This window comes from Fictibacillus phosphorivorans, from assembly GCF_007673525.1.
Classification (GTDB): domain Bacteria; phylum Bacillota; class Bacilli; order Bacillales; family Fictibacillaceae; genus Fictibacillus; species Fictibacillus phosphorivorans_C.
The window spans coordinates 158,883-185,881 of record NZ_VDZU01000002.1 but is presented as its reverse complement, the minus strand read 5'-3'; the positions used below and the strand labels follow the sequence as shown (position 1 = coordinate 185,881).

Sequence of the window (26,999 nt, the reverse complement as noted above, 5' to 3'; positions counted from 1 at the left end):
AGTGTTCATAGTGGATGAGCTCATGTGGCTAGCGATTAGTGCAGCCGCAGTTTTTATAGTGGAAGCAAGTGTGTATTTTTATTGGGTGAAATGGGGAAACGGCTCTTTTATAACATATATAAATGATAGCCAGAGACCTCAACGTAATTTCAACGTGCTTCAAACGTTTCATACATCTACACAAAAAATTGCACTAGTCGAAGTTGGAGATGAAGTATGGGTGTACAGCAATGGTGAGATCATGTTTGGTACAAAACAGGATGAGAATGAGTATGCAGAAGTGATCGTACATGTTCCAGTGGCTGCAGCGAAAGAGGCGAAACGCATCTTAATCATCGGTGGCGGAGGCGGAATCAGCGTACGAGAAGCATTACGTTACGAAGAAGTTGAAGAGATTATTGCAGTAGATATTGATGAAGAGATGATGAATCTTGGGAAAAGCTTCGATCGATTAGTGTCATTTAATGAAGGGGCATTAAACCATCACAAAGTGAAAACTAAGACTGAAGATGGAAGACGTTTTGTAGAACAAAGCCTAGAAACATGGGACGTAATCATTGTAGACATACCAGAACCGACTGAAAGATGCCCGAGTCTATCCCGATTGTTTTCTTTAGAGTTTAATCATGAGTTAAAAGAACACTTAAACCCTGGTGGTGCACTATCCATTGCCTGTTCAACTGTCAACTTGATGCCAGAATATATGTGGAGCATTGAAAAGACGTTAAAAGAATGCGGATTCTTCACAATTCCATTTCATAATTTCTCAAACAAGACGGGTGTAGATTGGGGTTATATCCTTGCTTCAACACTTCCTTTAGAGCCGGACGATATCCAACTAAAAGTTTCTACGCCTTTTTTAACAGAAGGCAGACTGAGGGATGTGTTGGAACTGCCTTACTATCTATTGAATAAACAGAACCAAGGGATGGTTCAGACAGACCAGAATACGGTGCTTTTAGATATAGTGAAAAGAGAAACCAATGTTTAACCAAAAAAACACTTGTGATTTTGCAGGTGTTTTTTATTTTTTTTTACTTTATGTCTAAATATTTATAACTTCTTCGTCGTATAAGTAAATCAACTCAAAAACAATGAAATGCTAAGGAGAGATTTTATATGAATACTGTAATTTCAAAAGATGGAACAAAAATCGTTTATGACAAGGTAGGAAATGGGCCTTCACTCATCTTAATCGGAGGCGCATTCAGTTATCGAAAGTTCCCAGGCATGGTTAAACTTGCGAAATTATTATCAGACCAATTTACAGTTTACACATACGACCGGCGTGGTCGTGGGGATAGCGGTGACTCAGAAGAGTATGAACCCGCACGAGAGTATGAAGATCTGGATGCAATTATCTCAAAGGCAGGAGGAACGGCATTCGTTTGGGGGTTATCATCAGGAGCGGTTCTTGCTTTACAAGCTGCTGCTCATGGAGCAAGCATTACAAAATTAGCCCTCCACGAACCACCATTTATCGTCAATGACACAGATCATGTACCACCAAGTGATTTTTCAAAAAAGGTTAGTGAACTTATTGCTGATGACCGCAGTGCAGATACGATTAAATTCTTCATGACGAAGGGCATGGGGGCTCCTTCAATCATTGTAACGATGATGCGGATGATGCCGGGTGTTTGGTCCAATCTTATGGCGGTTGCACATACCCTTCCGTACGATGCAGCATTATTAGACGGGTATATGGAAGGAAAATCACTGCCTAAAGATCTATGGAATAACGTTACAATACCAACACTTGTACTTAAAGGTACAGAAAGTCCTTTAGTGCTTCGTGACGGAGCAGATGCTTTAGTAAAAGTGCTTCCTAATGCTGAATTAATAAGTAAGAAGGGGCTTGGACATACGAAACAGCTTTCTTCTGAGCTCGTCTCATTTTTTTCGGCAGTATAAACTAGAGGAAATCATGAAAGGATTTTTTTAACAAATACCGAAACCTTTTTATAGATTTATCGTGCAGATCATTAAATTGAAGAGTCAAAAATGAGGAGGCAACTAAACATGAGATTTATGATGATCGTTAAAGCGACTGCAGATTCAGAGGAGGGGGTCATGCCGAGTCAGGAATTAATAGATGCCATGCAAAAATATAACGAGAAATTAGTAAAGGCAGGTGTGCTTCTGGCTGCAGACGGCCTACAACCAAGTTCAAGTGGTATACGAATTTCTTACACGGAGCGGGGCGGTCGTGCTAAAGTGGTTGACGGTCCGTTTACAGAAGTAAAAGAACTGATTGCAGGCTATACGCTTATTGAAGTGAAGTCAAGAGAAGAAGCCATTCAATGGGCTCTGCGTATGCCAGATCCACATGGGTATGGGGATGGTGAGATTGAACTGCGACAGGTTTTTGAAGCAGAGGAAATAATGGGAAACCCTATTCATTTAATGAAAGAAAGAGAACTTCGAAAAAAGGCTGAGGAGCAACAAAAAGCGTGACAGTGATCGATGTAAATCGAGCGATCGAAGAGATATGGAGAATGGAATCTGCGAAGTTGATCGCAAGCTTAACGCACTTGCTGCGAGATGTAGGTATCGCTGAAGATATTGCTCATGATGCATTAATCATCGCATTAGAAAAATGGCCGAATATCGGTATCCCAGATAATCCGGGCGCATGGCTGATGACTGTGGCCAAACGTCGTGCGATTGATTTAATAAGGCGTACAAAAAAACGTGATCAAAAATATACCGAACTTGCTAGAGGAACAGATTTGTATACGGAAGAAGATGTTGATCTAGTAGTAAACGAAGAGATTGGAGATGAACTTCTTCGTTTGATTTTCATGACCTGTCATCCCGTATTATCGCAAGATGCAAGGGTTGCACTTACGCTTCGTTTGTTATGTGGTTTAACTACTGATGAGATTGCCCGTTCTTTTCTTCTGTCAGAATCTACTGTAGCGCAACGAATTGTACGTGCCAAAAGGACACTTAGATCTGAAAATGTTCCTTTTGAAGTTCCAGCAAAAGAGGACCGAAAAGAGCGGCTATCAACAGTGCTTGAAGTTATTTACCTGATGTTTAACGAAGGGTATGCAGCAACATCAGGCGATCATTGGGTTCGTCCTTTGCTTTGTCAGGAGGCATTGAGATTAGGGCGGGTTCTAGCTGAGATTGCCCAAAGTGAATCAGAAGTACACGGTCTTGTCGCATTAATGGAAATACAATCTTCACGGTTGAAGACTAGGGTAAATGCAAAAGGGGAACCAATCTTACTCATGGACCAAAATCGAGCACAATGGGATCGTTTGCTTATTCGCCGTGGATTAGCGGCACTTGAGCGGAGTGAAAGGATAGGTGTACCACTCGGACAATATGCGATTCAAGCGAAAATCTCTGCTTGTCATGCAGAAGCTCATTCCGTTGAAGAAACGAATTGGGTAAAAATAGCTGCGCTTTATGAGGCGTTATACAGGATTTCCCCTTCTCCTATTGTGGAACTAAATCATGCCGTAGCAATCTCAATGGCATTTGGGCCTTCTCTCGGCCTTCAACTTGTAGATGAATTAAGTAGGGAGTCTTCTTTACAGGAGTATCACCTTCTATATAGCGTGCGTGGAGATCTTCTTTTTAAGTTGGGAAGATTTGAGGACGCTCGTATAGAATTTAAACGCGCCGCTTCCATGACTAAGAATGAAAAAGAGAAAAGCCTTCTAATGAACAGAGCAAAAGAATGTGAGTCTTGAACAAACTTTTTTTAGCCTAGTAGATTATAGTGTTCAGTTTCGTAGTAAAGGTAGGAAAGCTGATCACAATCTAAAGGAGGAAACGATGGATGCGATATCAGAGAGGTAAAGTAGAACGCAAAGCACAACATTCATTACGTCGAAAGCAACCACTTTCGAGTCTAAGTAAAGAAGTTCTTAGTAAAGACTTAGAAGAACATATATATATGTTGCAAAAGACCGAGAGAATAAAAATAAAGGAGACAGTAAACGATGAATCAAGAGGTTACCCATTTTATTGAGGAATTAAAAGAATCCTGGCAGGTAGAGTTGTCTACGAATCTACGCGGAGTTGTTCATCAAGCAATACCTGACGTCAATGAGCGAATTCAGTATAAAAAACCTCACTTCTTAAAAAACGGAAAATATGCTGCAGTGATCTCAACATCCAAAGATGCCGTAAGCTTTACAATTTTTAATGCAAATTCATTAGAACTTCCAGAAGCTCTATTCAGTGGTCCACCAGAACGTAAAACCATAAAGCTGCGTAAAGGAGACTCGATTGATTCCAAACAACTTATCTCATTTGTAAAAGAAGCTTCGAGTGCTTTATGATCAATCTGTTCATTTTAAAAGCTTGAGTCCGAGAGATTTTGGACTCAAGCTTTTTTTGTGGAGTAAAAGTTATGCACCTTTTCGTACAAGTTGTTCTTCTTTTGATGACTGATCAAACAAGTAATTTTTTACAGCGTTTGATGAATGCTTCGCTTTTTTAACGAAGATTGGATTCAACACAACTACTGTTGCAAAGTTAGCCATCAATCCCCAGAAACCTTCATAGATTCCAAGACTTGTACCTGTTGAATAGACTGTGAAGGTAACGACAAGTCCGACAAGCAGACCAATAATGGTAGCTTCTCTAGACTGATTTCTCCAGAACAAGCTGATAACAATCGCAGGAAAGATCTGTACCATCCCTGATACACCAAGCAACTGTAGGGAAACGAGCGCTTGTGGAAACACAAGACCGAACAATAAGGCGAGTCCGATCACAACGAAAACCATGCCACGCGTAATCATCGTTAATTTTGCACCATTTACTTTCGGATTGATGAGGTCACGATAGATGTTGTTTGCAAAAAGGTTCGACGCACCGATCGCCATGATAGAGCATGGAATGAGTGAAGCGAGTGCAATTGTTGAGTACGCTAATCCCTGACCGATTCCACCATAAGACGTTTGGATCAATGCAAGAAGAGCAAACCTAGGATCCGTTTCATCTGGTAAAACAAGAAAGGCGATGAATCCAAGGAAAACAACAAGAATTAAAACGATATTATAAAGCGGCAGAAACAGTGCATTTTTTCGAATGGCATCTGCACTTTTTGCTGTGAAAACGCCTGTTGCCGCATGTGCCCACATAAAAAGAGCAAGCGATGATACAAAAGCTGCTGTAATGAACCATGTAACACCTTTCGGCCCAGACTCTGGGATCGTTAAGAGGTGAGGAGCTTCCGTTACGATTTTATCAACCATCGGATTCCAGCCGCCAAAGTGCATGATTGGAAGAGAAACAACCATGAACAACATGATTGCCCACACTAGAACATCTTTAATGATTGCAGTATAAGTCGGTCCTTTGATCCCACTGAAAAATGTATACAGTGCAACAAGCAAAAAAGAGGTGATCACGACCACTTTTACATTGATAAAGCCTGTCCCAGCAACCTGAAGCGTATCTTGAATACCACTCAGCTGCAAACAGATATACGGAATCAGCATGAGTACGCCGACGATGGCGATGAGTGAAGATAATAGCTTAGAGTCAAAACGTTCGCGAGCATAGTCTGCTAGAGTCGTTAATTTATGCTCATTTGCCACTTTCCATAACTTTGGAAGGAAAAAATAAGAGATAAAATACGCTAGAACCGAATAGGGAATCGCGAAGAATGCGAGACTACCAGCTGTGTAAGCGGTGCTTGTTAATCCTAGGAATGTATAAGCCGTGTAAAGGTCAGCCCCAACTAGAAACCAGACGAGTAGGCCGCCAAAGCGTCTTCCGCCAACAGACCATTCTTCAACAGAACTACGTGTAGCTTTGTCCCTGCCGGCAAGAAATCCGATCAAAACGACCGTTAAGATAATAAAAATCGTGATAGATAGTGCTGTAAGATTACCTTGCTGCATTTAATCCAGACTCCCTTCCGATTTCTGAAGATGATAGATTCCTAATGTGCAAAAAGGAGTTAGAACAATCCACAAAAACAACCAAAACTGAAGAAACGGTAGTCCGAAAATAATAGGATCGATCCTGTTTACAAACGGTAGAACGACCAGTTGTGCGATAAATGGAGCGGAAATCAATACGATCAATAATAATTTCTTCATGATGCATGTGTCCCTTCTGTGGTGTTTTTTAGAAATATAATGTTCACAATCATAACAGCTTAGAAAGTGAGGGACAAGGGGAATTATATAAATTTTTAAAATATTTAATATTATTAGACATTGAAAGGGTTTTCAATTTCTGTGAAATTAAATACTGTGTTACCTAAGCAAAAGTAGGAGACATGCATATTATAGAAGTAACCGTATAAAGGGAGGTGGGAAACAATGATTCATTCATGTGTTTGTCACACGTTAAAATGTTTGAAATACGGGCAAGCTGTAGTTCTGTTAATAGGTAACAGGCAGATTCCTTTTATTTTTCAAGGAATCAACGGAAATTGTGTAGTGGGTATAACGAGTGGTAACCAAGTACTTGCTTTAGACTGTAGATGCATAACGGCGGTTATCTGTAGCAGAACGGCTGTAAACATAAATAGATTTTCTAATCCTAATGTTATTACAATTCCTGATAGCGGAGCTGCAACACCTTATCCATCGACTATTAATGTGTCAGGTTTAAGTGGGACAGTTGCAAATGTGACGGTAACTCTCCGTAACCTCACGCATTCATATTTAGCTGATCTGCAAATATTGCTTGTAGGTCCTCAAGGACAGAATGTCATCTTAATGTCTACAGTTGGAGGCTTTAGTCCTGGTGTTGTCAATGCTACGTATACGTTCAGTGATGCTGCAGTAAATTCTATGACAGAAGATGCTATTCCTCCATCAGGCATTTATAAACCAAGTGCTACTCTTCCAGTTACAGCATTACCAGGTGCGCCAGGACTTCCTTATGGAACGGTTCTTAGTGTTTTTAATGGAACGAATCCGAATGGTGCATGGCGATTATATGTATATGATCAATTTACTCAAGACCAAGGAGCCATCAATAGGGGCTGGGAGCTGACTATAACAACACGAGAGTCATTTTAACTGTAAGACCTCCCAAGTAAAGGAGGTTTTCTTTTTTTACTACCAATCATTTCGCTTATGTTTACCTTCTATTTTCTTAGAACCATCTGGCATGCTAAGACCGTGCTGCTTAATGTGGTCTGCATTCTTCACAAAATAGTGATACTTCCAACCCTTTTCATTATGAAACTCTACTAAGAAGATATAAGGATTGTATTGCCGTCCGATGTTTTGTGTAATCTGCCACTTTTCATTAGGAAATTGCTTCTCTAAATATAAGGTGAGCTGGTCTTTTTTTACGGAGACATGATAGTCGATCCAAAAGGGACGTATGATGAAAAATAGTAAAACGAGAGCTGTGATGACACTGGCTGTGTATAAGCCGGTTTTTCGCTTTGTTTTTGGTATTAAGAAAGCAATAATGAAAAGTGTGCTGATCAAAGTTACGGTGAACATAATTTCATTGACTGTGATCGGATGCAAATCCATGAATATGTGCCTCCTCTTCTGAAAATGGAGTTTCATACATAGTTTATTCTATATAGAGAGGAAAATCTCTTCTTACATAGACCCCTATTTCTTTGCCAGCTGGACACAAACATAATGAATACACAAAAATAGCTTCTGAATCCAGAAATTTGTATGCTGAATCCAAAAGTTTAGCTGTTTAATCCACGACTTTTAGGCTCCAATCCACATTTTTAGTCAGCCGCATTAATTTTGTCCACCTTAAAAGGACACCAAGTCAAAAAAAGCCGCACCCTCACAACACAAGGGGCAGCTTCCACCAATCTATCAATCAATCCAAATCTCACCACCACAAATATGGCTTTCCAACCATAAACCAAAGCATGATCATCAACAATCCGAGGTATATCCAAACGGCACGCTGCAGTTTCTGAGCTAGCGCCACTTTATCATGCGCTTCATCATCAAACTTTCGAAGTGTCGGTGAAAAGGCGCGCGCTAAAAAGAAAAGCGAGCAGAACAAGATGATTAAAGTCATGATAATCCAAGGTGTGTCCCACGTCCAAGGTCCTGTGAACACGAGCAATAAACCTGACAATACCAAGACGTGACCCGCGTGTTTGGCGAGCCAAACGACAAACCGAAACGTGCCAAGGTGAGCCTGCATCTCATCTTCTGTTGCTGTTCGCAACTTTTTGATCAGTGGGAACAGAATAAAGAACGGGCCAACAGAAATGATCACGCTTAAAATATGGATATACAAAAAAATACGATACAAAATATCCATCAAGTTACAGTTTAGCCTTTAGCAGGACTGAATTCGTGAACCCATACTTGCATATGAGGAAGCCAAGGCATACCTGGGTGGTACGAAAGAATAGCGTTCTTATACTCTTCAACTGTTGTGAATCCTTCGTCTTGAGCGTGTTGATCGGTTAGTTCACCAAGGGATTGTCGGTATACATTGTTCACTACGAACGAATGACCTTCTAATTCCATGATTTCCCCAATGTCTGCATAGCGTCCGTTACGGCGAGTAGCTGTTTTCTTACCTTCTAGAACTTTTGCAACATCAGCCGGCATCGTTACGAGTCTTTCAATGGAACACGTTTTTGGTGGTAAATTGTTGATTTCTTGATTTGTCATATGTAAAAACTCCTTTTTCATTTCTCCAATTCCTAATGTATCACATTTTATTAAGTAGTCTGTCTATTTTTATCGGAAGAAAACGGTAAGATGTGTCTTTGCTATGTGGAGTCAGTACCTTTATAATCAAGAGATGACTCTACCTGAGGGAGGCTAATTTAAGTTTTGATAGAAAAAGCAAAGCAAATGCTGAATTTGCATTACGGTTATTCTTCATTCCGTAATGGACAAGAGCAAGCGATACAATCGGTTTTAGCGGGTGACGATACACTCTGTGTTATGCCTACAGGTGGCGGGAAATCGATCTGCTATCAAATACCTGCCCTTGTTTTTGAAGGAACGACAATTGTTATTTCTCCTTTAATTTCATTAATGAAAGATCAGGTTGATACATTATTGCAGTTAGGTATATCCGCCGCCTTCATCAATAGTTCACTCACAACGACAGAGGCGAGAGAACGAATTGAAAAGGCGAAAAGCGGTGAGTATAAACTTTTATATATTGCACCAGAACGTCTAGAATCCTATGACTTTATGGATCATTTGCGACAGATCGATATTCCTTTAATTGCGGTAGATGAAGCTCACTGTATCTCGCAATGGGGACACGATTTCAGACCGAGCTACCAACGTATACAAAGAATGATCGGGAATCTGCCGAATCGTCCGGTAGTACTCGCATTAACGGCAACTGCTACACCGCGTGTTCGCCAGGACATCTGCTGGTCGCTTGATATTGATGAGAACAAGACGGTATTAACAGGATTTGAACGTGAAAACTTATCTTTTTCTGTGATTAAGGGGCAAGATCGTCTTTCTTACTTAAAAGATTTTCTCAAAAAGAATGAGAAAGAAGCGGGAATCATTTACGCTGCAACACGTAAAACGGTTGATCAGCTTTATGAAACACTCCAAAAAAGCGGGATCAACGTATCTCGTTATCACGCAGGAATGAATGACAACGAGCGTATGGAACAACAAGAACAATTTCTTCAAGATGAATCATCTGTCATGGTGGCTACTTCTGCGTTTGGGATGGGTATCGATAAATCGAATATTAGATATGTTATCCATTTTCAGTTGCCAAAAAACATGGAAAGTTATTATCAAGAAGCCGGCCGTGCTGGCCGTGATGGACTTCCAAGTGAATGTATCCTGTTATATTCATCACAAGACGTTCAGGTGCAGCGTTTTCTGATCGATCAATCTAGTGAGCAGGATCGTATGGCGCAAGAGCTGGAGAAGCTTCAGCTCATGGTGGACTATTGCTACACCGAAAGCTGTTTGCAGCAATCAATCGTCCGCTATTTTAGTGATGAAGAAATACCCCCTTGCGGCCGGTGCGGCAATTGTACAGATAATCGCGATAGCATCGATGTGACAAGAGACGCGCAGATCGTATTGTCCTGTATCGTACGAATGGGGCAGAAGCGTTTCGGAAAGACACTGATCGCACAAGTACTGACCGGTTCCAAAAATAAAAAAGTGTTAGAGATGCGATTTAATAAGCTGCCAACTTACGGCATGCTGAAAGATAAAAGCACGAAAGAAATAACAGACCTCATTGAGTTTTTTATCTCACAAGAGATTATCGCCGTTGAGCATGGGACGTTCCCAACTCTTTATATAAAAGAAAAAGGGAAAGACATCCTGCTTGGTAAGGAACAGATCATGCGTAAAGAAGCGGTAGTAACTAAACAAGTGGCTGCAGATGACCCGTTATTTGAAGAGCTTAGAATCGTGCGTAAGACAATAGCAGAACAAGAGAACGTTCCACCGTTCGTTATTTTCGCAGATACGGCGTTAAAAGATATGTGCGTGAAACTGCCTGAGTCAAGGACTGAATTTTTGAGTGTGACGGGTGTGGGTCAGAATAAGCTAGAGAAGTACGGAGAGCGGTTTATCTCTGCGATTTCAAATTATTTATCTAAACATCCTGAGCGAAGAGAAAGTGCAGATCAGAGCACCGTTGCAAAAGAACCTGCCAAAAAGACAACGCCTGATTCTCATCTTGAAACATACACTCTCTATAAAGAGAAGATGTCAGTCGATGAGATCGCTGATCATCGGAAACTAGCTTTAAGTACGGTCGAGAATCATCTTATTCAATGCATGCAAGAAGGAATGGATGTTCAAATGGAGGACGTTGTTCCAGAAGAATATATCTCAAAGATTGAAGATGCCATTCAACAAGCTGGCGGAGAAAAGTTAAAGCCGATCAAAGAATTACTTCCTGAAGAAGTAAGTTACTTTATGATTAAAGTTTACTTGCTGCAAAACGAAAATAAGAAACGGGTGACAAGATGAAGAAGAATGTCCGATTAAAAGTAAAACCTTCTTATGTGAAGGGGTTAAAAACAGGTTTTCCATTGATTACGGAGGATACTGTACAAAATATTAGCAACGTAAAAGAAGAAGGAACGATCATTGAATTGTTTGACGAAAAAAATGTATTCCTCGGTAAGGGGTATTATGGAAAACAAAATAAAGGCCGCGGGTGGGTGCTCACGCAAAATTCACAAGAACTCATCGATCAAGAATTCTTCGAAAAGAAACTGAAAAAAGCGATCAACCACCGCCAAGATCTTTTTAACAATTATGAAACGACAGCTTTCCGCGTTTTTAACGGAGAGGGAGACGGAATCGGTGGACTGACAATCGACCACTATAACGGCTACTACGTTCTAACTTGGTATAGTGAAGGCATCTACTCCTTTAAGGATGAAGTAATCGCTTCTCTTAAAGAGCTTGTTAAAGTAAAAGGCATCTACGAGAAGAAGCGTTTTGCTGTAAAAGGAAAATATATTGATGATGACGATTTTGTTGAAGGTGAACAAGCGCCAAGTCCACTGATCGTGAGAGAGAACGGCATCCACTTTGCAGTATATCTGAATGATGGTGCGATGGTAGGCGTGTTCTTGGATCAGCGTGACGTGCGAAAGACGATCCGTGATCAATATGCGAAAGGGAAAACTGTTCTGAACACGTTCTCTTATACTGGTGCGTTTTCAGTTGCGGCTGCTCTTGGTGGTGCTCTGAAAACGACAAGTGTTGACTTAGCAAATAGAAGCCGAAACAAGACGCAAGAACAATTTAGTGTGAACGGTCTGAACTATGAAGACCACGACATCATTGTTGAAGATGTGTTCAACTATTTTAAATATGCTGTCCGAAAAGAAATGTCATTTGACCTTGTGATTTTAGACCCGCCGAGCTTTGCGCGTTCTAAAAAACATACGTTCAGTGCAGGGAAAGATTATCCTGATCTGTTAGCACAAGCGATCCAGATTACAGAAAGAAACGGTGTAATCGTAGCTTCTTCTAACTGCTCAACATTTGGGATGAAAAAATTCAAAGAGATGATAGCATCAGCTTTTAAACAAACAGGCGGAACGTATAACATTTTGGAAGAGTTTAAGCTTCCACAAGATTTTAGAACACACAAAGAGTTCAAAGAGGGTAACTATTTAAAAGTAGTGTTCATTGAAAAATTAAGCTAACCGGCGAAAGGGGATCTTCATGTCGATGAATAACGAACGCCGTATTTTAATTATGACTTCTGTAGCTGCTGAAAAAGAGGCGATCTTAGAAGGAATTGGGCAAACGCCTTCGATTGATGTGGTATTAGCTGGAGTTGGTCCGATCTCAGCGGGTATTCAAACCACAAAAGCTTTATTAACGAAAGACTATGACGTTGTAATCAACATGGGTATTGCTGGTGGTTTTAAGGATAAAGCAGCTGTCGGAACACTTGTTATTGCGGATGAGATAATTTCAGGAGATTTAGGGGCAGAATCTCCTGAAGGATTCATCACATTAGATGAGCTTGGCTTTGGTGCTTCAACGCGCATAAAAGCAGACAGCGAGCTGGTCATGCACTGCTTAACGTCATTAAAGCTTGCAGGAATTTCTGTTCAGCTCGGTCACGTTCTCACACTGTCTTCGGTGACAGGAACTTCTGAAACCACAAAAAATCTACAGGATCGTGAGCCTGATGCAGTAGCTGAAGCGATGGAAGGCTATGGCGTAGCGTTAGCGGCACAAGAATTTGGAAAGCCAGTACTTGAGATACGTTCCATATCAAATCCGATTGGTCCGCGAGATCGTTCTGCTTGGCGTATGAAGGAAGCGTTCGATACACTAGAGAGAGCTAGTAAAGTTATCGCGGAGGTTTTGTTATGAGTAAAATGAGTATTGCGTTTTCACCTTGTCCCAATGACACGTTTGTTTTTCATGCATTGGTTCATGGTCTTGTTTCTGGGGCTCCAGATTTTGATGTTACATATGCAGATATTGATATTACAAACGGCTTAGCCGCTGAGTCAGATGAACTTGATATTTTAAAGATCTCATACGCAGCGCTTCCTTATGTCTTGGACAAATATGCTCTGCTTCCATGCGGAGGGGCACTCGGTCGTGGATGTGGTCCGTTAGTACTTGTGAATCATCCAGGTGAAGTTACACCAGACATGCTATCCGGAGCAAAGGTGGCAGTTCCGAGTGAGCGCTCTACAGCCTACATGCTGTTCCGTTTATGGGCAGCTCAAAATGTACCTGGCGGGGTGGGAGAGATTATCGTTATGCCGTTTAATGAGATCATGCCTGCTGTAAAAGACGGCAAGATTGATGCAGGTCTTGTCATCCATGAAGCTCGCTTTACGTATCAAAACTACGGATTGAATCTGTTGGCCGATATGGGTAGCTGGTGGGAAGAAGATACGGGACTGCCCATTCCACTCGGAGCGATCATCGCGCGCCGTTCACTAGATTTAGAGTCTATTACAGGGTGGATTCGTGAATCAGTAGAGTATGCGTGGCGAAATCCTGAGGCATCAAGAGAGTATGTGATGCAGCACGCGAGCGAACTCTCAGAGGACGTTGCAAAATCCCATATTGATCTGTATGTGAATGATTTTACCGCTGATCTTGGAGACAAGGGCTTCGAGGCGATTACAACTCTATTGAACCGTGCTGGAGAAGAAGGCATCGTGCCGAAGAAGGATTATACGAATCTATTGAAGAGTTAAGAATGGACAGTAAAAATACGAAAGTGGACAGTAAATTGTAATAAGTGGACAGTAAAAGTACGAAAGTGGACAGTAAATGATAAAAAGTCGACAGTGAACAGCTTTTATCAATATTAACCACTCTCCACATCGGCGCATACCTTATAACGAGAAGAAAAACTGTTATAAGGAGGCGCAATATGTCTAATACAAACGTATTAACACTCATTGGTGCTTTGTTAGCTGGTTATTTTCTACTTGCACTTCCACTAGGCGGCACGTTTTTAGCCGCATTCGGTCCAGCTGTTAAAATTATTGCGGTTTTAACTGTTCTCGTATTTGGAGCTGTGTTGATTTATAAAGGGCTCAAAGAAATTTTAAGAAAATAAAGATACAAAGAAACCCGCTGTAGTTCAAGCGGGTTTTGTTGTGCTTATTTAGGGAGTAAGGCACGAAGCTCTTCCGTCATCTGTTCTAAAAGTTCAGGACGTCCGTGATATTGAGCAGGTGTGTTTTGAAAAAGTTTGATGAACCATTTTTCATCATTCTTAACTGCAATCACTGTATGATGCGTGTTCAGTTCCGGAGATAATTCCGTTTTTCCTACTGGTACCATGCCAGCAATAGCACGAACCATGACAGCATCATCACTTAAGAAAGAAACGCTCTTCACTTTTGCGTAATAAGGTGGAGTTGGGAAGCTGCTGAAAATGGGCTCGAGATGAGCATGAATCTCTTCAGGACCGAATGCCTGGCTTCCATCATATCCAACCATCTCGCCATCTTCAGTAAAATAATCAGCCATAGCACGTGAATTCCGATCGTTCCACGCGTGTAAGAAGTTAAAATATAGGTCTTCAACAGCTTTTGTATGTTCTGTATCCATCACTAAACCTGTCCTCCATATGTAAGATTGTCTTATGATCATCATAACAAAACAGCCACCATCCTCAAAATAGTGGCTGTTCCAAACCTTATTTTTGTTGTTGTGCAGCGGTTAGTTTTTCAATTTCTAAATCAATTTTCTTGTGAATTTTGTCGATCTTTGAAAAATTCATCGCAGCTATATAGATCTTTTCTAAATCATCGTGCTTACTTTTTGCATCTGCTAAATATCCGATAGCTTCTTTCATTTTTTTTGAATAACGGCCGCTGATTTCTTTTAGATTATCAAAGAATTTTTCATCCGTTCCTTTTTTTATCGTCTTTTCATACATATCTATGATGGAGTCACCTTTACGTTCAGGAAAATACTCATGAGGTGCTGTACTATCAAAAATCGCAAAGCCGAGCTCTCTTACGATCACCATATCCAAACTGTTCGGATCGAACCCACAATGATAAATTTCAACATCATACCCTGAAGCCTCGGCATTTGCAGCTAACTTTTTTAGCAGTGTTGATTTTCCAGATCCAGGTCTTCCCTTAATGAAGAATCTTTTTTCTAGACCTTCTGTTAAGTTTGGAACAAAATCGACTGCACCTTTTGGGGTAGCTGCTCCTAAAAAACGGTGATAAACGTTCGCGGCTTTATTTACTTTTTTAGAAAAAAATTGATGCATCAGTTCATCTGTAATTTCATTAGCTTTTTCATAATTCATATTCATAATATAGATTTCTTCCCATTCATCATGAATGAGGAGCGCTTCATGGAAAGTCGCATATGCTTTCTGATAATCAGCAGAAATTGAATCTGTAATCTTTAATATTTCCGCTTTTTTGTTTAGGAGTTTTTTAGAATCCCACGCTTCACCTAAATTCACGTATTCCTCAACCGCCCCAGGGGCTTTTGGTTCAATAACATGTGGAGAAGTGCCATCTACAATTCCGATGCCGAGTTCTCTGATGATCAAACCATCAATCGAACCGTTGTCTGAAGCGCAATGAATGTATTCTATATCATAGCCTTCGTTGTTCCACTTTTCCCCGACCGCTTTCATAAGTGTCGACTTACCAGTGCCAGGTCCGCCTTTTAAAATATAGAGACGATCAAGACCACTAAGATTTGATGTAAATAAGTTGTGAAAACCTCTAGCCGTATTGCCGCCAGCATAATAATTTAGGATTTTTCCAGTCAAGGTTCAAAACACTCCTCTTTTTTGTAGTTGTGTTTCTACTTGCATGTTATGTAACGATGATGGAATAGGTGATAGCCTAAAAATACACATTTATTATTTAAATTGTTGAAATATGATGAAATAAAAAGAAATTTTACGAATGAAGGAGTATGGCTTAAAAAAGAGGAATAAATACACCCTAAATCACATAATATTGATTATTCTGAATATTTAAATAAAATTTAGAATGAGTTAATATGTAGTTAACAAAGAAACACTACTTCAAATAAAGGAAGGCGTGATTCCAATGAAATAAGTAAGCGAAGCATATCAAATCGCATCCAGTTAGAGATCAGCCAGTGAAAACTGATTTCGAGATGTGTGGATATGTGGGAACGCGCAAATACACATAACGAAAGAGGATGATTCCAATGACGTATGTGAGCGAAGCATGCTAAGATCGTGTTGCAGATGGAAATAGCCCGTGAAAACTATTTTCGCAGCATGTGGGCGTGTGGGAATTTACCAGAAGTAGAGGAAAAATAAGATCTAATGCAAGACAATTGATTGAACGAACAATTAATTGAAGTCTAGTTAGGGACAATAACTAGCATTTGTGTATTAGTAAGAAAGGAAAGAACGTTTAAGTGAATAAAGTGAGTTTAAGCTAAAGGCGCTGTTTATGTGATGTATACATATTCAGCGTCTTTGTTTTGTTTATATCCTAAATTTGATTAATCAACTCCAATTTTGAGTTTTTATATATACGCCTCAAGTCTTAGAACACATTACTTCTTAAAGCCATGGTTATTTTAGGAAGGTTTCGATAAGGTAATAATAGAAACATAGTATATATGAACTTTTTTAATGAAAACGAAACTCAGAAACCACTATATCCGTATGAATAGTAAAGAGTTTATGTCAGGAGTCGATTACAATGAACGGATTTTTAGCTTTTTTTATCCGCATGTTTGTTGCTATCCCAGCTTCAGTAGGAGTATGGCTGGCAAGTATTATCGGGTATGACCAGACCTACCTTTTGTCGTCAGGCATTGCAGTAGCTGGAGGAGCTGCCGCATACACAGCAACAGGACTTCTTCAAAAACAGAGATTTCTCAGTGAACATCACTTATCTAGAAGAGAGTATAAATACATCAGAAAGAACTTAGATGAAGCAAAGCCTAAGATCTATAGACTGCAAAAAGCGATGTTTTCAGTCCGAGACCTGCCAACTTTAAAACAAAGAGCGGACCTTGTACGTGTAGTTAGAAAGATCCAGAGTTTAACACAAAAAGAACCAAGACGTTTTTACCAAGCAGAACAATTCTATTTTTCTCATTTAGATTCAGCTGTTGAGCTTACCGAGAAATATATGTTTCTATCCTCGCAGCCAAGAAAATCAAAAGAATTGACGCAATCATTGGTAGAAACGAAAAGAACTCTCGACGAACTGATCGATCAGATCGAAAAGGATTTATACCAAGTACTGTCAAATGATATAGATGACCTACATTATGAGATCGATGTAGCGAAGTACTCGATTAAATCCCAGAATGACTCACAATCCATAAAAAAGGCAGGCGATATAAATGAAAGAAAATAATGCACCCCTTAATCATTCAGATGAACCGACAAATCTAATGGATGACTTGTTGGCTAACCCTTTTGGCGAACAGCAAGAAGCAACTGTGCCTTCGAATGAAAACAAACAGGTACGATTAATAGATGTTCTCCCAGAAGAAAATAAAGAAAAAGCGTATCAGCTGGCGAAGCAGATCGACCCAACGAACCACCAGACGATGATCACATACGGAGCACCTGCACAGGCAAAGCTTCATTCCTTTTCGAACACCATGCTCGATCATGTGAAAAAGAAAGATACTGGACAAATCGGTGAGATCATTGGAGATCTAATGAGGAAGCTTCAAGATGTAAATCCTGAAGAACTAAAATCAAACAAACCTACATTGATCGGCCGCATGTTTGGAAAGATTTCAGGCTCTGTTCAGGAGGTCCTATCGAAATATCAAAAAACAGGAGCTCAGATTGATCGTATTTCGGTAAAGCTAGACGGCAGCAAGAATGTTCTCATGTCCGACATCGTCATGCTTGAAAAACTGTACGAAAACAACAAAGAGTACTTTCAAGCGTTGAACGTATATATAGCAGCAGGAGAACTTAAGCTGGATGAGTTAAACCAAGTGACGATCCCTGAGATGAGAAGAGTAGCTGAACAGACGAACGATCAGATGAAGTTCCAAGAAGTAAATGACATGGTCCAGTTTGCTGACCGACTAGATAAGCGTGTTCATGACTTAAAATTGAGTCGTGAGATCACGATCCAAAGTGCACCACAGATCCGACTCATTCAAAACACGAACCAAGCGCTTGTAGAAAAAATTCAATCATCCATCATGACGGCTATTCCGTTGTGGAAGAACCAAGTCGCTATTGCACTAACGTTAATCAGACAGCGTAATGCAGTAGAAGCTCAAAAACAAGTTTCCAAAACAACGAACGAGCTTTTACTAAAAAATGCTGAGATGTTAAAAACCAATACGATCGAAACCGCAAAAGAAAACGAACGCGGCTTGATTGATATTGAAACGTTAAAGAAAACACAAGAGAATCTTCTTTCAACACTAGAAGAGACACTGCGTATTCAAGAAGAAGGACGAGTGAAACGACGTCTTGCAGAAGAAGAGCTGGCTACGATGGAAATCGGATTGAGGCAGAAGCTGCTTGAGATTAAAGGTGAGTAAATAAAAGAGGTACCTGCTTAAATGCAGGTACCTTTTACTATAAAATCAACCCCATCATTACCGTGTTCTGATATGTTCCGTTAATAAAGTTATCTTGTTTCAGCAAACCTTCCTCTTCAAAACCGAACTTTTTATAAAGGTCGATTGCCTTCGTATTATGCTCGTTTGTTACGAGACTAATCTTTCGAGTGATTCCATTTTGTCTTGCCCACTCTATAAGTTCATCCATCAAAGCTTTTCCTAATCCCAACCCCGTAAACTTTTTAGAAACAACAATCCCCAATGTTCCAACATGTTTCGTTCTTTCCTTCTGTGAGGAGTTGATGGTTGCGATCGCAATAATCTCTGAACCGATTGTCGCAAGCAGCATGATCGAATTAGGTTCATTCGAGACAGAGACAATGTAATTACTATAATCCTCTATTTCTCGTTTGAATTCACCAGCTCCAAAGGATAAAAAATCACTTTCACCGCCAACCACATTATAAAAATCGATGATGTTCTCTGCATCATCACTTACAGCTTCGCGAATTTCCACTCTATGGTTGTTCTTTAACATAACATTTCGCATCATTCCATCTTCTTTCTGTTCATGTGTATAAGACAAATATAACCTACCAGTCTATTCATCGTACAAGCTTAATATTCATGTTTTTTTGATTAAATTTTAATAAAAGTAGTAATGCATCTCCTATACCCTCGCATAGAATATGAGGATTTGTTATTTCAATAAAGAATAGGAGAGAAGGAATGAAAACGAAAAAAGTACTGATTGCATTACTGATGTTTGGTTTCATGTTCTTACTAGTTCAACCAGCAAAGGCAGCAGCTTCATCATTTATCGTCATAAATAAATCGACAAACCAGTTAGCGTATTTTGAGAATAATAAACTATCAAAGGTATTTAAAGTAGCAACAGGTAAACTACCCTCGTATACGCCAGAAGGTAAATTTAAAATTGTAAACAAGATCACGAATCGGCCTTATTATACAGGAAACATTCCAGGTGGAGATCCGCGGAATCCTTTAGGAAACAGATGGTTAGGCTTAAACGCAAATGGAACATGGGGCACGACGTACGCAATCCATGGAAACAATAATGCAAGTTCCATAGGTAAGTATGTGAGCGCAGGCTGTATCCGCATGTACAACAACGAGGTGCAGTGGTTGTATGCTAGGATTTCAGTTAATACCCCTGTTGTGATCACAACTTCTGGTAAGTCATTCCCTGCTCTAGCAGCAGCAAATGGATATAAGGTAACAAACAGTTCGACAGTGCCAGTATTCTCAGTCGTTAATCTAAAAAAGGGTAGCCGTGGTGCCGAAGTCATGGAGCTTCAACGAAGACTTACGAATCTAGGCTACAGTACTAAAGGAGTCGACGGTGTTTTTGGAGCCAATACGGATGCCGCTGTTCGCAAGTTCCAAAAAGCTAAGAAGCTCACAGTTGATGGTGTGGTAGGTCCAGCGACAAAGAAAGCGCTCGGGATGTTTTAAATAATGACAGATCAGCCTTGAAGGACAAAGGCTGATTTTTTATATTAAAAATAAAATTACCGTTGACACTCTCATACATATCCAATAAAATGATAACGAGATTGATAATCATTTTCAATTAAGTCCAATGCTTTAAATATATTTCAAATTACTGTTTTAAAGGAGGGCGAATAAAGTGTCTAGACTGTATGCTGAGGATTTGCAAATCTCATATGGTGAACAAGACATCGTAAAGGATCTTAACATTTCCATTCCTGACGGCAAGATTACAACAATCATCGGACCGAATGGCTGCGGGAAGTCAACGGTTTTAAAAACGTTGTCACGCATCCTAAATCCTAAATCCGGTGTTGTTTATCTAGATGGTAAAGCTGTCAGTAAAGAATCTACGAAAAAGATTGCTCAAAAAATGGCGATCCTTCCTCAGTCACCTGATTCACCAGAAGGACTTACGGTCGGTGAACTTGTATCTTACGGAAGATTTCCTTATCAAAAAGGCTTCGGAAAGCTTACTAAAAAAGATTTTGAAGTGATAGATTGGGCATTAGACGTTACAGGTGTTCGCGAGTTTAAAGATCGTTCTGTAGACGCGCTTTCAGGTGGGCAACGCCAGCGGGTATGGATTGCGATGGCATTAGCTCAAGAAACGGATATTATCTTGTTGGATGAACCGACTACATATTTGGATCTGTCTCACCAGTTGGAAGTTTTAGAATTGTTATACCAGTTGAACCGGGATGAGAAGAGAACGATCGTCATGGTCATTCATGATTTGAACCACGCGGCTCGCTTTGCTCACCATATGGTCGCGATGAAAGATGGATCCATCATGAAAGAGGGAACGGCTGATGAGGTTATGACACGTACGGTCCTACGAAATGTATTTCATATTGATGCAGAAATCGGTGTGGATCCGAGGACGAGAAAACCTGTATGTCTAACGTATGATCTAATTAAGAATGTAAAGTTAGTTGAGAACTTGGCGTAGATAGAATCGCCTTTGTTTTTTTATAGCTAATTGAGAATGATTTTTATTGTCAAATATAGGGGGATAACAAGATGAGAAGAACAACAAAACAGTTACTAGTGAGCTTTATGACACTGCTTTTAGTGTTTGTACTTGCAGCATGCGGAAATAAATCAGAAGAAGGCGCAAGCTCAGGTGAAAAGGAATCGTCGAAGAAAGAAACGAGAATCTATAAAGACGAAAAAGGGAAAGAGATCAAAGTGCCAGCTGAACCGAAACGTGTTGCAATGATGGCTGCAACGTATGCAGGTAACCTACTAGACTTAGGCATCACACCAGTAGCAGTAAATGAATATCCGAAACAAAATAAATTCTACGGAAACAAATTGGACAAAGCTGAAGTTGTAACTGCTGATTCTTATGAAAAGCTACTAGAATTAGATCCGGACCTTATCATTACGTACTCTGATGACAAAAATATTAAGAAATATGAAGAGATCGCACCGACCGTTACAATGACGTATGACAAGTATGACTATATGGAACAGCACGTCGAGATCGGAAAGATGGTTAATAAAGAAAAAGAAGCGAAGGCATGGGTAGAAGAGTGGAAGAAGAAAGCGGCTGAAGCTCGTGAAAAAGTAAAATCAGCAATCGGTGAAGACAAGACGTTCATGGTTATGGAAGCATTCGGAAAAGACATGTATGTATACGGTAAGAACTGGGGCCGCGGTACAGAAGTAATCTACCAAGCGCTCGAGCTTAAAGCTCCTAAGAAGTTAGAAGAAGATGTATTCGGCCCAGGCTGGAAAGCCATTTCTACTGAAGTGATACCAACATACGCTGGAGATTATATCTTTGTAGGAACAGGAACTGGAAATCCTGATAACTCATTCATGGAGTCAGATGTGTGGAAAGAGTTGCCGGCTGTAAAGAACGGTAACGCAATTAAGTTTGATTCAGAGTCATTCTATTTCAATGACCCGATCTCTCTAGAAAAAGAACTAGATATTATCGTTGAAGAGTTAACGAAAAAGAAATAACAAGCACTTTATAAAAAGGGACAAACGCTATGTTCAAAACAAAAACCAAGCTTATAAAAGAGAATAAAGTGTATTCTAGACCAGCGGTAGGAACAGCTATTCTATTGTTAGGTTTCGCACTTCTCTTCTTGAGTATCATTCTTGCAATATCTGTGGGAGCCGCTAAGATTCAGTTTCTAACTGTATGGAACGCTGTGATCAACTATGATCCTACTAGAGAAGCTGACCGTATTATCATGAGTCTGCGATTACCGAGAGAGCTTGGTGCAGCAATCGTAGGTGCGGCCTTTGCTGTGAGTGGAGCTATCATGCAAGGGATGACTAGAAACCCGTTAGCAGACCCTGGTCTACTTGGTTTGAACGCGGGAGCAAGCCTTGCTCTTGCTTGTGTGTTCGCTTTTCATACAGAAGCGAACTACCTTACCGTGATGATTCTATCCTTTATAGGTGCAGGAATAGGTGCGATGTTAGTATTCGGACTTGGCTCCATGAGTCGAGGTGGATTGACTCCAATCCGGATTACGTTAGCAGGTGCAGCGGTTTCTGCACTGCTTTCTTCTTTAGGAGAAGGAATTGCGTTATATTTTAAGCTTTCTCAGGACCTTGCGTTTTGGACGGCAGGTGGTGTATCAGGCACAAACTGGGCACAGCTGAAAATTATCGTACCTGTCGTGTTGGTTGGAATCATGGTAGCTGTTATGTTCTCAAGGCAGTTAACGATATTAAGCTTTGGTGAAGAAGTAGCACGCGGCCTCGGTCAACGGACTCTATATACGAAAATCGTTCTCATGACGGTGGTGTTGATCTTAGCAGGCGCTGCCGTTTCACTCGTTGGTGCTATTGCATTTGTAGGTCTTATGGTTCCGCATATCGTGCGGTTCTTAGTTGGAACTGACTATCGGTGGATCATTCCATGTTCCGCGATCTTCGGAAGTGTGCTCATGGTGTTAGCAGATACGTTTGCCCGAACGGTTAACGCTCCTTATGAAACACCAGTAGGTGCAGTAGTTGCTATGATCGGAGTACCATTCTTCCTTTACCTTGCAAGAAAGGGAGGGAGAAAACGATCATGATGAATGCACAACAGATTAAGAGAGTAAGAGTAACGACGATCGCGGCGATCTTGTTGCTAATAGCCGTTTTCATTATTAGTGTGGCGACTGGTTTTGCTTCCTTAACTCCTTCAGAATTATTTAGAACCATAATGGGTCAAGGAACGCCGAGAGAGAATTTAATTCTTTTTGAGTTCCGTTTACCACGCATCATTGTTGCTATTCTTGCGGGGATGGGGCTCGCTGTGTCTGGTGCCATCCTCCAAAGTATCACGAAGAACTCGCTTTCAGACCCTGGTATTTTAGGAATAAATGCTGGTGCTGGTCTGATGGTTGTGGTGTATATCATGTTTTTTACAGTGGAAACAACAAGCTTTTTATATGTACTGCCGTTATTCGCCCTATTTGGCGGAATGCTAACAGCGTTTGTGATCTACATCATGTCTTACATAAAAGGCGAAGGTGTTGAACCTACCCGGCTCGTCTTAGTCGGTGTGGGTTTAGCAGCCGCTTTGTATGGAGCAACATTGACACTATCTACGAGATTAGATATGGAAGATTATTCGTTCATGGCGAACTGGATGGCAGGCAGGATTTGGGGCGATGATTGGACGTTTGTCTTATCGTTGCTGCCGTGGATCTTGCTGCTGATTCCTTATACGATATTTAAATCCAATGTATTAAATACGTTGAATTTGCATGAGAACGTATCTGTCGGAGTAGGTGTGAATGTAAGTAGAGAACGAATTTTGTTGATTATGGTCTCGGTAGCACTTGCGTCCGCTTCTGTAGCAGTCAGTGGTGGAATTGCTTTTGTAGGATTGATGGCTCCTCATATCGCACGTTCACTAGTAGGTCCGAGACATCAAGTCTTCCTTCCCGTTGCAGCATTAATCGGAGGAATCTTACTCCTGACAGCTGACACGATCGGAAGAGTAGTATTAGATCCTAGTGGAATACCAGCAGGGATCATTGTGACCATCATTGGGGCACCTTACTTTATGTATCTATTGGCACGAAAGAATTAAATAATCTGTGAAGGTGATTCTTTTTAGAGGACTACCTTTTTGCTTATATTCCTACAACCCTCTATAATGCTAGTTAAATGAGGTGAACGTGATGAGACTAGACCATACCGGAATTGCAGTTAGACGAATAGATGAAGCAATTGAATTTTATACGAATGTACTAGGCGGAAAGCTGACTGAACGATATACGAGTGAAAAGCCTGGAGTAGAGACTCACATTGCCGTGATTGAGCTTGAAAACCAGGTAATTGAACTTCTTGAACCTACGAGTAAAACATCTCCGATCGAGCGGTTCATCCGACAGAAGGGAAAGGGTGTGCATCACTTGGCTTATGAAGTGGACGATCTTCTTCAAACGATTGATGACTTTGAAGCTAGAGGGTATACCTTTTTAAAAGATACGTATCGAACAAATCCTTTTGGCAGAAGGTTGATTTATATGAATCCTGCGCATTCACAAGGACAGATTATTGAGCTGTGTGATTATCCGGATAAGAGGGAGGAGAGCTGACTTGTTAAAAGTTAGTTCTCTTTTTTTGCCTTTCCAAGAACATGAATTTTCTTTACAATGAATTATAAGAATATTCTGTAAAGGGTGAAGGCATGAAATGGACAGGTGATCTTGCACATTTTCCTTATCCGTTTAAAGGTTCAACGTATCGTTATTCCAACAATTCAATCCCCATGAAACAGCCTTATTGCATAGAGGTTACCTCCAGTTACAAAAAAGAGATGCTATTCAAGCGAAAACTATTGAGTGATCACCCTGAACGTTGTTATCAATCGCTGCCACATTCTATTACAGGGCAGTGGGAGATTGTTGAGATCGTGATCGATCACTTAGTTTCACAATACCCACAAGATTTTTCAATCGAGCAAGAGAATAATAGATGGATATTTACCAATAAAATATTGGATGAAAAGAAGGAATTTATTTTTGGTGAGAAAAACTCTCTTCCATGTGAACCGTTGTTCTTTATTAGTCAGCATGTGCAAGAAGATCTCATTTACATGAGACAGCGTGACGATAATCTGTATTTAGATGCAGGGCAGCTTTGTTTTCCTGCCAACTGGTCTCTCGCTTTTAACATAGGAATGAAATTTAAAAGCATTCATCATCCTATTCCAGGCTTTAAGGAAGAAGGGCTAGATCAACGAATTCTACAGTTTCTCATGAGGCTTGAAGCAGGAACACCTTGGGAACGTTTGAATTGGTCGCTTATGGCAGGTGATCGACTTGATACATCGCTTGAAACCTTTAATCAGTGGGGGCGTCTCCGTAAACAGGTCACAAGTGAGAACGCAGGTGAGCTTGTCCATATTCGAGTAGAGGTGCAGAAGTTATTCAGGCTACCACGTACAAACAGTATTCTCTTTTCCATCCACACACATTTGCTGGCTCTGGAACAACTAGCAACAAACATAGAATGGCTGCAGCAATTTTACGAAATCCTATCTGAACTTCCTGACCATATTGTAGAATACAAGGGAATCTCAACCTACAAAAAAGCTGTGTTGAAGTACTTGGAGAAACAGCTTCAACAGGTGAAGACATTATGAGTATGGATGCAGTCTTTATTGAAGGAAAAAGAAAATATATATTTTGTTCAGATGAGCATGGATTAAGGGTTTTAAGTAGTGTGTTCGAAAACGTGAAGAAAGAGAAGTTGGCTTATGAGTGGTATCATTTTTCTGCTGAAAAAAGAGAGTGCCTAGAAGAATTTCTAAGTAAGCAAAAGATGGGAACTTTTCTCTATGTGGAGCTGCCCTATTCTGAACTTCATACCGTGCAAATGATGGCAAAACGTATCGGCTTCTCGAGTGATGAGACTCAATATTTTGGTTATGGTGAGAAGTGGATTAGTATATTCTGTTGCCGTTGTCATGAACTGAACAGAGCAGAAGAACAACAAACTGGATTAACTTGCCATCAATGTGAATTAAAGCTTGAAGTGTCAGACCACTATTCTGAACTTTACCATGCATTTTTAGGCTATCCAGCTACAGGTTAGGAGTGAGTCTATTTGTACATTGAACCTACTTTATTCGTACGGGTTTCATCTATAGAAAAGATAACGAAGCAGGTTAAGAAGTTTACGCTGTTCCCAGAAACGGGAAAGGAACTTCCAAGATTTAGTGGAGGGGCACATATTTCTACTTACCTAAAAATACCGTCAGGACTCATTGTGAGACAATATTCTCTAGTAAGTCATCCAGACAAACGTTCCAATTATGAAATTGCTGTTCGATTAAGTGAAAATTCTAAAGGTGGTTCACTCCACTGGCATCAGGGTATGAAAGTGGGAGATCGACTTCAGATCAGTTATCCCAAGAATCATTTTTCTCTTAGCTTTAAAGCGAGACATCACGTGTTTTACGCGGCAGGCATCGGTATTACCCCATTCCTTTCTATGATGCAGGATATCTCAACTAACAGACAAACCTTTGAACTTCATTACGCCTCTAAATCTGAGGAGAGCTGTGTTTTTCATTCATACATAAAAAAACATTATCCGAATCAAAGCCACTTTTACTTTTCCGATCAACATCAACGTTTACAAACCACTTCCTTAGCAAATCATCCAATCGGAACCCATGTTTATTTTTGTGGACCTGAAGGGTTTATTGAGCAGTTTAGGACAGCATCAATAGAGTTAGGCTATCCAATTTTGTCTATTCATTCTGAACGTTTTAGCCCGCCAAAGCCTATAGTGTTAAAAGCGTTTCAAGTTAAGATTCACAATGGTATTACGATAAACGTATCCAAAACAGAAACGATATTAGAAGCCCTCCATAAACATGGCATCATTGCTCCTTACTCCTGCCAAATTGGTCGTTGTGGTACTTGTGAACTTCCTGTATTAAAAGGGAGAGTTGATCATTATGATTCATTTCTTAGTGATGAACAAAAAGAAGCAAATAATTGTATAATTCCGTGTGTTTCACGTGCGAAATCAGATAAATTGGTCATTGAGATTAAATAGTAT

General features: G+C 40.3%; 31 protein-coding genes. 23 read left to right on the top strand and 8 right to left on the bottom strand.

Annotation, left to right across the window (positions count from 1 at the left end):
* Positions 1-10 precede the first annotated feature (10 nt).
* From FS458_RS18520 to FS458_RS18500, 6 genes are all read left to right on the top strand, one after another.
* On the top strand, positions 11-991 hold the full coding sequence (locus FS458_RS18520) for a spermidine synthase (protein ID WP_144704258.1): 981 nt from the start codon (positions 11-13) through the stop codon (positions 989-991).
* A 128-nt stretch (positions 992-1,119) separates the two neighbouring features.
* Positions 1,120-1,914, top strand: a complete 795-nt coding sequence (locus FS458_RS18515; RefSeq protein ID WP_144704255.1) for an alpha/beta fold hydrolase — start codon at positions 1,120-1,122, stop codon at positions 1,912-1,914.
* Between the two features lie 108 nt (positions 1,915-2,022).
* A complete protein-coding gene (locus tag FS458_RS18510; RefSeq protein ID WP_144704252.1) occupies positions 2,023-2,457 on the top strand; it encodes a YciI family protein in 435 nt (144 codons plus the stop codon).
* A gap of 41 nt (positions 2,458-2,498) precedes the next feature.
* Positions 2,499-3,707 (top strand): RNA polymerase sigma factor, encoded by a 1,209-nt coding sequence (locus tag FS458_RS18505; protein WP_144704521.1) that lies wholly within the window; start codon positions 2,499-2,501, stop codon positions 3,705-3,707.
* 89 nt (positions 3,708-3,796) lie between these two features.
* On the top strand, positions 3,797-3,988 hold the full coding sequence (locus tag FS458_RS20865) for a hypothetical protein (RefSeq protein ID WP_186320651.1): 192 nt from the start codon (positions 3,797-3,799) through the stop codon (positions 3,986-3,988).
* Positions 3,960-4,301, top strand: a complete 342-nt coding sequence (locus FS458_RS18500; RefSeq protein ID WP_144704249.1) for a DUF1801 domain-containing protein — start codon at positions 3,960-3,962, stop codon at positions 4,299-4,301. Before FS458_RS20865 ends, FS458_RS18500 begins: the two co-directional genes overlap by 29 nt.
* Positions 4,302-4,370: 69 nt before the next feature.
* Here the strand turns inward: FS458_RS18500 and FS458_RS18495 are convergent, their stop codons facing one another.
* The gene (locus FS458_RS18495; protein ID WP_144704246.1) at positions 4,371-5,873 is read right to left on the bottom strand and encodes a sodium:solute symporter family protein; all 1,503 of its coding nucleotides are present in this window, start codon (positions 5,871-5,873) and stop codon (positions 4,371-4,373) included.
* The gene (locus FS458_RS18490; protein ID WP_144704243.1) at positions 5,874-6,074 is read right to left on the bottom strand and encodes a DUF3311 domain-containing protein; all 201 of its coding nucleotides are present in this window, start codon (positions 6,072-6,074) and stop codon (positions 5,874-5,876) included.
* 225 nt (positions 6,075-6,299) lie between these two features.
* Between FS458_RS18490 and FS458_RS18485 the strand changes: the two genes are divergently transcribed.
* Entirely contained in the window at positions 6,300-7,007 is a 708-nt protein-coding gene (locus FS458_RS18485; RefSeq protein ID WP_144704240.1) for a proprotein convertase P-domain-containing protein, read from the top strand.
* 39 nt (positions 7,008-7,046) lie between these two features.
* On the opposite strand, the gene FS458_RS18480 is transcribed toward FS458_RS18485, so the two are convergent.
* From FS458_RS18480 to FS458_RS18470, 3 genes are all read right to left on the bottom strand, one after another.
* Complete coding sequence (locus tag FS458_RS18480) at positions 7,047-7,475, bottom strand: hypothetical protein (protein ID WP_144704237.1); 429 nt, start codon at positions 7,473-7,475, stop codon at positions 7,047-7,049.
* A 322-nt stretch (positions 7,476-7,797) separates the two neighbouring features.
* The gene (locus FS458_RS18475) at positions 7,798-8,235 is read right to left on the bottom strand and encodes a DUF2269 family protein (protein ID WP_186320659.1); all 438 of its coding nucleotides are present in this window, start codon (positions 8,233-8,235) and stop codon (positions 7,798-7,800) included.
* A gap of 17 nt (positions 8,236-8,252) precedes the next feature.
* On the bottom strand, positions 8,253-8,600 hold the full coding sequence (locus tag FS458_RS18470) for an ASCH domain-containing protein (protein WP_144704234.1): 348 nt from the start codon (positions 8,598-8,600) through the stop codon (positions 8,253-8,255).
* A 165-nt stretch (positions 8,601-8,765) separates the two neighbouring features.
* Between FS458_RS18470 and recQ the strand changes: the two genes are divergently transcribed.
* From recQ to FS458_RS18445, 5 genes are all read left to right on the top strand, one after another.
* Entirely contained in the window at positions 8,766-10,907 is a 2,142-nt protein-coding gene (gene recQ / locus FS458_RS18465; protein ID WP_144704231.1) for a DNA helicase RecQ, read from the top strand.
* Entirely contained in the window at positions 10,904-12,100 is a 1,197-nt protein-coding gene (locus tag FS458_RS18460; RefSeq protein WP_144704228.1) for a class I SAM-dependent rRNA methyltransferase, read from the top strand. Before recQ ends, FS458_RS18460 begins: the two co-directional genes overlap by 4 nt.
* 19 nt (positions 12,101-12,119) lie before the next feature.
* Complete coding sequence (locus tag FS458_RS18455) at positions 12,120-12,782, top strand: futalosine hydrolase (RefSeq protein WP_144704225.1); 663 nt, start codon at positions 12,120-12,122, stop codon at positions 12,780-12,782.
* A gap of 5 nt (positions 12,783-12,787) precedes the next feature.
* Entirely contained in the window at positions 12,788-13,627 is an 840-nt protein-coding gene (locus tag FS458_RS18450; RefSeq protein ID WP_144704515.1) for a 1,4-dihydroxy-6-naphthoate synthase, read from the top strand.
* Between the two features lie 179 nt (positions 13,628-13,806).
* Entirely contained in the window at positions 13,807-13,995 is a 189-nt protein-coding gene (locus FS458_RS18445; protein ID WP_137791451.1) for a hypothetical protein, read from the top strand.
* Positions 13,996-14,039: 44 nt separating this feature from the next.
* On the opposite strand, the gene FS458_RS18440 is transcribed toward FS458_RS18445, so the two are convergent.
* Together FS458_RS18440 and FS458_RS18435 are read right to left on the bottom strand one after the other, a co-directional pair.
* Positions 14,040-14,492, bottom strand: coding sequence for an SgcJ/EcaC family oxidoreductase (locus tag FS458_RS18440; RefSeq protein WP_144704512.1), 453 nt, complete (start codon positions 14,490-14,492; stop codon positions 14,040-14,042).
* Between the two features lie 88 nt (positions 14,493-14,580).
* Positions 14,581-15,684 carry a PRK06851 family protein gene (locus FS458_RS18435; protein ID WP_144704222.1) on the bottom strand — a complete coding sequence of 368 codons (1,104 nt, stop codon included), beginning with the start codon at positions 15,682-15,684 and terminating at the stop codon, positions 14,581-14,583.
* Positions 15,685-16,600: 916 nt separating this feature from the next.
* Here FS458_RS18435 and FS458_RS18430 point away from each other — a divergent pair.
* Positions 16,601-17,266 carry a 5-bromo-4-chloroindolyl phosphate hydrolysis family protein gene (locus tag FS458_RS18430; protein ID WP_144704219.1) on the top strand — a complete coding sequence of 222 codons (666 nt, stop codon included), beginning with the start codon at positions 16,601-16,603 and terminating at the stop codon, positions 17,264-17,266.
* On the top strand, positions 17,253-18,425 hold the full coding sequence (locus FS458_RS18425) for a toxic anion resistance protein (RefSeq protein WP_144704216.1): 1,173 nt from the start codon (positions 17,253-17,255) through the stop codon (positions 18,423-18,425). Before FS458_RS18430 ends, FS458_RS18425 begins: the two co-directional genes overlap by 14 nt.
* 37 nt (positions 18,426-18,462) lie before the next feature.
* Here the strand turns inward: FS458_RS18425 and FS458_RS18420 are convergent, their stop codons facing one another.
* Positions 18,463-19,032 (bottom strand): GNAT family N-acetyltransferase, encoded by a 570-nt coding sequence (locus tag FS458_RS18420; protein ID WP_260858818.1) that lies wholly within the window; start codon positions 19,030-19,032, stop codon positions 18,463-18,465.
* 143 nt (positions 19,033-19,175) lie between these two features.
* Between FS458_RS18420 and FS458_RS18415 the strand changes: the two genes are divergently transcribed.
* The 9 genes from FS458_RS18415 to FS458_RS18375 all read left to right on the top strand — a co-directional run bounded on the left by FS458_RS18415 (position 19,176) and on the right by FS458_RS18375 (position 26,996).
* Positions 19,176-19,922 (top strand): L,D-transpeptidase family protein, encoded by a 747-nt coding sequence (locus FS458_RS18415; RefSeq protein ID WP_144704213.1) that lies wholly within the window; start codon positions 19,176-19,178, stop codon positions 19,920-19,922.
* A 175-nt stretch (positions 19,923-20,097) separates the two neighbouring features.
* The gene (locus FS458_RS18410) at positions 20,098-20,910 is read left to right on the top strand and encodes an ABC transporter ATP-binding protein (RefSeq protein WP_144704210.1); all 813 of its coding nucleotides are present in this window, start codon (positions 20,098-20,100) and stop codon (positions 20,908-20,910) included.
* 71 nt (positions 20,911-20,981) lie between these two features.
* Entirely contained in the window at positions 20,982-21,932 is a 951-nt protein-coding gene (locus tag FS458_RS18405; RefSeq protein WP_144704207.1) for an iron-hydroxamate ABC transporter substrate-binding protein, read from the top strand.
* 29 nt (positions 21,933-21,961) lie between these two features.
* A complete protein-coding gene (locus FS458_RS18400; RefSeq protein ID WP_144704204.1) occupies positions 21,962-23,005 on the top strand; it encodes a FecCD family ABC transporter permease in 1,044 nt (347 codons plus the stop codon).
* Positions 23,002-24,012: a FecCD family ABC transporter permease gene (locus FS458_RS18395; RefSeq protein ID WP_144704201.1), complete on the top strand. Its 1,011-nt coding sequence runs from the start codon at positions 23,002-23,004 to the stop codon at positions 24,010-24,012. The genes FS458_RS18400 and FS458_RS18395 overlap by 4 nt, the downstream gene beginning before the upstream one ends.
* 91 nt (positions 24,013-24,103) lie before the next feature.
* Entirely contained in the window at positions 24,104-24,523 is a 420-nt protein-coding gene (locus FS458_RS18390) for a VOC family protein (RefSeq protein WP_137791464.1), read from the top strand.
* Between the two features lie 92 nt (positions 24,524-24,615).
* Positions 24,616-25,572 carry a heme-dependent oxidative N-demethylase family protein gene (locus FS458_RS18385; protein ID WP_144704198.1) on the top strand — a complete coding sequence of 319 codons (957 nt, stop codon included), beginning with the start codon at positions 24,616-24,618 and terminating at the stop codon, positions 25,570-25,572.
* Positions 25,569-26,024 carry a dimethylamine monooxygenase subunit DmmA family protein gene (locus tag FS458_RS18380; RefSeq protein WP_144704195.1) on the top strand — a complete coding sequence of 152 codons (456 nt, stop codon included), beginning with the start codon at positions 25,569-25,571 and terminating at the stop codon, positions 26,022-26,024. The genes FS458_RS18385 and FS458_RS18380 overlap by 4 nt, the downstream gene beginning before the upstream one ends.
* 12 nt (positions 26,025-26,036) lie before the next feature.
* Complete coding sequence (locus FS458_RS18375) at positions 26,037-26,996, top strand: PDR/VanB family oxidoreductase (RefSeq protein WP_260858816.1); 960 nt, start codon at positions 26,037-26,039, stop codon at positions 26,994-26,996.
* The last annotated feature ends 3 nt before the right edge of the window (positions 26,997-26,999 follow it).